Source organism: uncultured Olegusella sp. (assembly GCF_947253395.1).
In the GTDB taxonomy this organism is placed as follows: Bacteria; Actinomycetota; Coriobacteriia; order Coriobacteriales; family Atopobiaceae; genus Olegusella.
The window spans coordinates 1-7,185 of sequence record NZ_CAMXYY010000076.1 but is presented as its reverse complement, the minus strand read 5'-3'; the positions used below and the strand labels follow the sequence as shown (position 1 = coordinate 7,185).

Genomic DNA, 7,185 nt, shown 5'->3' with positions numbered 1-7,185 from the left:
CAAAGTCTTGATCTTGATAACAATGGAACAGCAGAGACACTCGCACTCCATCAGCGTCAGCTGAAGATAAGCAACAATACAACCTTGCTTTTTCAAACAGATACCAGTTGGTTTGTTTCTGATGTGCTGGTAGGCGATATCAATCATGACAACAGTCAAGAAATTATTTGTCTGTTATGGAAGCGGGGAAGTTTTGGCAAATCCCGTCCTTTTTGGATCAAACAAGACGATATTAATTTTTCCCAGCACATCTTTATTTGGACTATGCAAGAAGGTCATATCCAAGCTATTTGGCAGTCTTCTGCCATTGATTTTGAGATCGCTTCGATATCACTGAATGATAAGCAGCAAGTTTGTTGCACAACACCTGATGGAAAAAAGTCCTGTTGGGTATGGCTTTCTTGGGGACTTGCGCATATTGATACGGAAGATACCTAGTCTGTCTTACGGAAGATAAATAGTTTGTCTATTTGTGACACACAGGTTTTGTAAGACCTGCTACACTGGAGCACGACCTTTAAGCGCGGTACGAGATGCCCGTAAGGTGTTAAATTTTATATGTGTATTTACTTGCGGGGTGTCTCGTGTCGCTAACGGCGACAGGGCATCTTTTTTTCTTGTCGCGACTGCGTCCAAGAGATGGGAAGGAGCGTAATGGCACAGTTTGAGCCAAAGGCGACGATTATGGATGAGGCGGCGATGAGTCGCGCCATCACTCGTATTGCCCATGAGGTATTAGAACATAACGAAGGTAGTACGGATTTTGTTCTTGTAGGAATCATCCGTCGAGGTGAGGCGCTTGCTCGCAAGCTTGCCGATGAGATTGAAAAGGCAGCTGGCGTGCATCCACAAATCGGTACGCTCGATATTAGCTTTTACCGTGATGACATTGGCAAGCGCGTAGCGCCAGTACTTCAGGGTTCCAATATTCCTTTTAATATTGATGATGCTGTGGTTGTGCTCGTAGACGATGTCCTTTATACGGGTCGTACCATCCGCGCTGCTCTTGACGCTCTGATGGATTACGGTAGACCTCGTAGGGTTCAGCTGGCTGTTATGGTTGACCGTGGCCACCGTGAGTTGCCTATTCGCGCCGATTATGTTGGTAAAAACGTTCCTTCTTCCCGTGAGGAGGATGTGCGTGTCTATGTTGAGCCTGATGACGATCACTCAGCAGTTGAAATTTGGGGTAGTGCGACTCACAAGGCCGCAATTCAGACAGGAGGCCAACGCTCATGCTCTCAGTAAAGCATTTGATTGATACTAACGACCTTACGGCAGATGACATTACCCAGATTCTTGATACTGCCAAATCCTTTGATCCTATTGTGAATGCTCGTACTATCAAGAAGGTCCCCGCTTTACGTGGTCGCACGATTGTAAATCTCTTTCTTGAGCCGTCTACGCGTACACGCAGTTCCTTTGAGCTAGCGGAAAAGCGTCTGTCGGCTGACTCTCTCAATATGGGCGGTTCTACCAGCTCTGTTGTAAAGGGAGAAAGCCTCGCTGATACTATTCAGACCATTGATGCTATGAACGTTGATATGTTTGTCTGTCGTGCAAGGCTGGCAGGTACTCCCAAAAAAATTATTGAAAATACCGATGCTGTTGTTATTAACGCAGGTGATGGTAAACATCAGCATCCAACCCAGGCCATGCTTGATCTTTACACCATCCGTGAGGAGTTTGGGCATCTCGATGGTCTTAAGGTTGCTATTGTTGGTGACCTCGCTCACAGTCGTGTCTGCGGCTCGCTCGCACCTGCTCTTAAGACTATGGGTGCCGAAGTTACTCTTGTTGGGCCTCCAACCTTCCAGGTAGGCGATCCCAGCTGGTATGGTTGCAAGCAGACGGCAGATCTTGATTCGGTTATTCCTGAGATGGATGTTGTCTATATGCTGCGCGTGCAGCTGGAGCGTATGGAGGGTGCTGCAATTCCTTCCAAGCGTGAGTATAACCGCTTGTATGGTCTAGATGCTCGCCGTGCTGCCATGATGAAACCTGGTGCCATCGTGTGCCACCCAGGTCCTATGAACCGTGGTATGGAAATCAATACTGAGGTTGCTGATAGTTTGCAGTCGAGGATTTTAAAGCAGGTAAACGCAGGAGTCCTAACCCGTATGGCTGAGATGTATCTGCTCTTAGGAGGAGAAAACTAATGGCGTATTTGATTCGTGGCGCACGCGTTGTCGACCCACAGCTTGGTCTTGATGATGTGCGCGATGTGCTGATTGAGGGCAATAAAATCAAAGCAGTTGGCAACAATCTTGATACTACAGATGCTGAGGTAGTAGAAGCTACAGGTAAGGTGCTCATTCCTGGTATGGTAGATATGCACGTACATTTCCGCGATCCAGGTTTTGAGTACAAAGAAACCATTGAGACAGGATCTCGTGCAGCTGCTCATGGTGGCTTTACCGATGTGGCCACCATGCCCAATACCAACCCCGTTGCTGATGAGGGAGCCGAGATTCGCTATCAGATTGACCGCGGTAAAGCAGCAGGTTATGTGCATATTCGTCCTATCGGTGCGCTTACCAAAGGTCAAAAGGGTGAGGCATTGGCCGAGATAGGGGACATGGTGCTCGAAGGCGCGTGCGCTTTTTCTGATGATGGGCATGGTGTGCAATCTGCTGGCATGATGAAGACTTGCATGGGCTATGTTTCTCAGTTCAACAAGGTGGCTATTGCTCACTGTGAAGATGAGAGCCTTTCAAAGAATGGTGTTATCAACGCTGGTCGTGCAGCAACTCGTCTCGGCATGTTTGGCTGGCCAGCATTGGCTGAAGAGCATGAAATCTGGCGCGATATTCAGTTAACTCGTTCTACTAACTATGCCCTACATATCGCTCATATTTCAACGGCTCGTGGCCTTGAAATGGTTAAAGCAGCAAAAGCCGAAGGACTATCCGTAACCTGTGAGGTAACCCCTCACCACCTCTTCCTTTGTGATGACGATATCACCACTGCTTACAACACTAACCTCAAGATGAATCCTCCTCTGCGCTCTGCTAAGGATGCTGAAGCCCTGCGTCAGGGCATTGTCGATGGTTCCATTGACTGTGTAGTGACCGATCACGCTCCTCATGCCGCTCACGAGAAGGACTGTGAGTGGGAAATTGCGTTCTTTGGCACTATCGGTCTTGAAACCTCTCTTCCTCTGATGCTTACCCATATGGTTGAACCTGGCATTATGAGCTGGAGTCGTCTCGTAGAAGTGATGGCTGTATCCCCGCGTGAGATTTTGCGTCTCCCTGCGATCAAGATTGAAGAAGGTTCGGCTGCCGATCTGACACTCATTGATCCTGAAGCTGAAGTTGAGGTAACTGAGGACTACTTTGAGTCTAAATCTAAAAATTCTGCTTTCTTGGGCAATAAGCTCAAAGGCGCTGCTTGTGATGTGTTCTGTGGCGGTAAACGTACACTTGCAAACGGTGTTGTGGCCTAAAGTTTATAAAAAGCAATGGGGTGAAAATGAGGACAGAGGGTATCAAGCAATATGACTTTAGCGTGCTGTCCAACGCAAAAGTTGCAAAAGACGTGTATCGCATGCAGATTTTGGCACCTGAGCTTGCCAAAAAGCTTATGCCAGGCCAGTTTATCAACATTGCCGTACCTGGCGATCCGTCTCATATTGTGCGCCTTCCCCTGTCCTTTGCTTCCATTGACTTGCAAGAGGGTAGTGTTGAGCTCATCTATGCCGTAGTAGGTGAAGGTACGCAGCGACTTTCTCAGATGAGGATTGGTGTGAGCTCTACGTTGATTGGTCCGTGTGGTAAGGGCTGGAATCTCAGCGATAATCGTTCTGCTTTGCTGGTAGCTGGTGGTGTTGGTGCACCTCCCATTGTTGCTGCGGCGCGCGAATTAAAAGAACGGGACGTAGAGCTTTGCGCTGTTCTTGGTGCGCGCTCAAAAGAGCGACTGTGGGGCGAGTCGGTGCTTCAAGATATGGGTGCTACCGTTATTGTCACTACAGATGATGGAAGTTACGGTAGGCAAGGCTTTACCACCGAGGTGGTCGCAGAGCTTTTGCCAGGTGATTTCGGACAGATTCTCACCTGTGGTCCAAACCTGATGATGGCTGGTGTGGCTTCACTTGCAAAAAAGGCCAAAATAGACTGCCAAGCTTCCTTAGAGCGAATGATGACGTGCGGTTTTGGCGCCTGCCATACCTGTAATGTTGCTATGCGAGCAGGTGGCTATAAATTCTGCTGTACCGACGGCCCTGTTTTTGATGCCAAGGAGGTGGCATGGTGAGTACACCTTTGATGGCAGTAAATCTTGGTGGTATTCATATGCAAAATCCTGTGAATACCGCTTCGGGTACCTATGGTTTTGGGCGGGAGTTTGAGAGCTTTTATGATGTTGCTCGCCTTGGTGCAATTACGTGTAAGGGCTGTGCTGTAGAGCCTTGGGATGGCAACCCCGCACCTCGTATGTGTGAGGTCAGCTCAGGTATTATGAATACGGTAGGGCTACAAAATGTCGGTATTCGCGCTATGGTGGAGTCTGAAGGTGAATATCTCCAGGGATTAACTCAGCGTGGTTGTGCCGTAATTTTGCAGGTTGCGGGCCATTCCATCGACGAATATATTGCGGCAGTAGAGCTTTATGAGGAGCTTGCACCTTGGGCTTCTGGACTTGAGCTTAATATTTCTTGTCCTAATATCGCTGCCGGTGGTGCTGCAATGGGCGCTACCCCTGAGACGGCTGCAAAGCTTATGCAAGCAGTGCGTCCTCGTACCAAACAGCCTCTTATTGTCAAAATGGCACCAAGCCGGGTGTCAGAAATTGCGCGTGCCCTTGAAGCTTCAGGTGCTGATGCGCTTAGCCTTATTAATACGATTCCCGCCATGTCTATTGATACGCGCACGCGTCGCTCTCGTCTCTCTCGACCCACTGCAGGTTTGAGTGGTCCTGCTATTCACGCTATTGCCGTGCGTATGGTTTGGGAAGCTCACCAGGCATCAAACCTTCCTCTTTGTGGCATTGGTGGCATTACCAATGGTGCAGATGCTGCGGAGTTTATCTTGGCGGGAGCTACTGCAATTTCGGTTGGTACAGCAAATCTGACGGATCCCATGACAGCGGTTCGTGTAGTAGACGAGCTATATGACTGGGCAAAAAATCAGGGTGCTTCGGATATTAATGAATTGATAGGAGCTTTTGAATGTTAAGCCTTCCTTTGTCAGTTGAACAAGCCCGTGATGCAATAATCATTGCGCTTGACTGCAGTCATGAAGAAGCACTTAAATTAGCTGCACAGCTTGAAGGTCGTGCTCGTTGGGTCAAAGTGGGTATGACTCTTTATTATGCTTGCGGACCAGCTATAGTCCAAAAGATGCATGAGCGTGGACTCAAAGTCTTTCTTGATCTCAAGCTGCATGATATTCCCTTCCAAATTAGAGGAGCAGCCCGTGCTGCGTCGTTGGTAGGGGCAGATATCCTTTCTATTCATGGCCTTGGTGGTGCTGAGATGGTAGGCGAAGCACGCGCGGGCACTGAAGAGGCAGCTGAGATGCGCGGTGAGCGCACTAGACTGGTGGCAATTTCAGTACTAACCAGCATGAATCAAGAAGCTTTGGCATCTATTGGCGTGCAGTCTACGGTCAAAGAAGAAGTTTCTCGTCTTGCAACTTTAGCTGTAGGGGCAGGTTCTGATGGTATCGTCTGCTCTCCTCAGGAGGCAGCCGAAATGCGTGAACTTTTGGGCCCTGATGCGCTCATTGTGACACCTGGCGTACGTCCTGTAGGTGCTGCTAGGGGAGATCAAAAGCGTGTCGCTACTCCTGCTGCCGCACTTATGGCAGGTGCCTCAAAGTTGGTGGTCGGAAGACCGATTACGAAGGCAGAAGATCCTGTTTGTGCCTTTGATGCCATTGTTGCTGAGCTGACCGCTCACTAAGCGTTGTTATATAGCTGTTTTTGTCAAAAAAGGAGGAACTCCTATGGCTTCCCTTATTCGTGCTGCATCTGCCGCTGAGATTGCCCATGCCTTGCTTTCTATTCGTGCGGTTTTTTTGAAGCCAGATGACCCTTTTACGTGGGCAAGTGGTATCAAGAGCCCTATTTACTGTGATAACCGTCTTACTCTTTCATATCCAGACGTACGTACCCTCATCGATGAGTCTATCGCCGCTCGTATTGCCGAGCTTTATCCCAAAGTAGAAATGCTCATGGGAACTTCTACTGCAGGAATTGCTCATGCTGCTATTGCGGCTGATCGTTTGGGTAAGCCTATGGGTTATGTGCGTGGTTCTGCAAAAGATCACGGCCGCAAAAATCAAATTGAGGGTCACTTAGAGTTTGGTGAGAAGGTTGTTGTAGTTGAGGATCTTATTTCAACGGGAGGTTCTGTACTCGATTGTGTTTTGCCCCTTCGTGAAGCAGGCGCTGATGTTTTAGGTGTGGTATCGATATTTACATACGGTATGCAAAAAGGCCTCGATCGTTTATCGACAGAGCATGTTTGCAATACAAGCTTATGTGATCTTGATACGCTCGCAAAAGTGGCAGTCGCAGAAGGATATATCAAGCCGTCAGATGAGGCTCGTTTGCTGGCTTTTCGAGATAATCCTGCTGATGAGTCTTGGCGCGCTTAGTCTTGAAGCCTGTCTTTATCCTTCTTTTAAGCCAAAAAAACGTGTATAAACGTACGTAATGTGACGAAGAAGGCTAAAAAAGCGCGTTTTTGCAGCTCATGCTTGCATTCAGACAAATTTGTGGCACACTAAATGTCCGTGCAAGTCAGCGGTATCAATGAGATGTGCGACTGGCACTCTTTTTTTGAATTGCATTTAGGTACGTTGGATGTTTGGAGGACTTCATGGCACTACCTCAGCTGAGCGATGAGCAGCGTAAAGCAGCACTCGAGAAGGCGGCTGCAGCCCGTCATGCTCGTGCAGAGCTTCGCGATAAGATTAAGAACGGTCAAGTTTCTCTGCAGGAGGTTCTCGATTCTGATGACCCCATTGCTGCACGCATGAAGGTCTCTGCTCTTATCGAGTCTCTGCCTGGTTATGGCAAGGCAAAGGCTACCAAGATTATGGATGAGCTGGGCATTTCTGCTACTCGTCGTGTCAAGGGCTTGGGTGCTCGTCAGCGCGAGCAGCTGCTTGAGGTGCTTTCCAAGTAGTGGAACTTACACCCCGTCTCTTTGTAATTTCAGGTCCTGCTGGTGTAGGT

Annotated in this window: 9 protein-coding genes; all 9 read left to right on the top strand. The window is 48.6% G+C overall.

What is annotated here, in order from left to right; all coding sequences use genetic code 11:
* The coding region (locus tag Q0X25_RS06400; RefSeq protein WP_298580172.1) for a hypothetical protein at positions 1 to 438 on the top strand (438 nt) is incomplete at its 5' end.
* Between the two features lie 216 nt (positions 439 to 654).
* Complete coding sequence (pyrR, locus tag Q0X25_RS06395) at positions 655 to 1,248, top strand: bifunctional pyr operon transcriptional regulator/uracil phosphoribosyltransferase PyrR (protein ID WP_298580170.1); 594 nt, start codon at positions 655 to 657, stop codon at positions 1,246 to 1,248.
* Positions 1,236 to 2,159, top strand: a complete 924-nt coding sequence (locus Q0X25_RS06390; protein WP_298580168.1) for an aspartate carbamoyltransferase catalytic subunit — start codon at positions 1,236 to 1,238, stop codon at positions 2,157 to 2,159. The genes pyrR and Q0X25_RS06390 overlap by 13 nt, the downstream gene beginning before the upstream one ends.
* On the top strand, positions 2,159 to 3,448 hold the full coding sequence (locus Q0X25_RS06385; RefSeq protein WP_298580166.1) for a dihydroorotase: 1,290 nt from the start codon (positions 2,159 to 2,161) through the stop codon (positions 3,446 to 3,448). The genes Q0X25_RS06390 and Q0X25_RS06385 overlap by 1 nt, the downstream gene beginning before the upstream one ends.
* A 26-nt stretch (positions 3,449 to 3,474) precedes the next feature.
* Positions 3,475 to 4,257, top strand: a complete 783-nt coding sequence (locus tag Q0X25_RS06380; protein WP_298580164.1) for a dihydroorotate dehydrogenase electron transfer subunit — start codon at positions 3,475 to 3,477, stop codon at positions 4,255 to 4,257.
* Positions 4,251 to 5,177, top strand: coding sequence for a dihydroorotate dehydrogenase (locus Q0X25_RS06375; RefSeq protein WP_298580163.1), 927 nt, complete (start codon positions 4,251 to 4,253; stop codon positions 5,175 to 5,177). The genes Q0X25_RS06380 and Q0X25_RS06375 overlap by 7 nt, the downstream gene beginning before the upstream one ends.
* Positions 5,171 to 5,905: an orotidine-5'-phosphate decarboxylase gene (gene pyrF / locus Q0X25_RS06370; protein WP_298580160.1), complete on the top strand. Its 735-nt coding sequence runs from the start codon at positions 5,171 to 5,173 to the stop codon at positions 5,903 to 5,905. Before Q0X25_RS06375 ends, pyrF begins: the two co-directional genes overlap by 7 nt.
* Before the next feature lie 43 nt (positions 5,906 to 5,948).
* Complete coding sequence (gene pyrE / locus Q0X25_RS06365) at positions 5,949 to 6,602, top strand: orotate phosphoribosyltransferase (protein WP_298580157.1); 654 nt, start codon at positions 5,949 to 5,951, stop codon at positions 6,600 to 6,602.
* Positions 6,603 to 6,826: 224 nt separating this feature from the next.
* Complete coding sequence (mihF, locus tag Q0X25_RS06360) at positions 6,827 to 7,135, top strand: integration host factor, actinobacterial type (RefSeq protein WP_021626127.1); 309 nt, start codon at positions 6,827 to 6,829, stop codon at positions 7,133 to 7,135.
* The last annotated feature ends 50 nt before the right edge of the window (positions 7,136 to 7,185 follow it).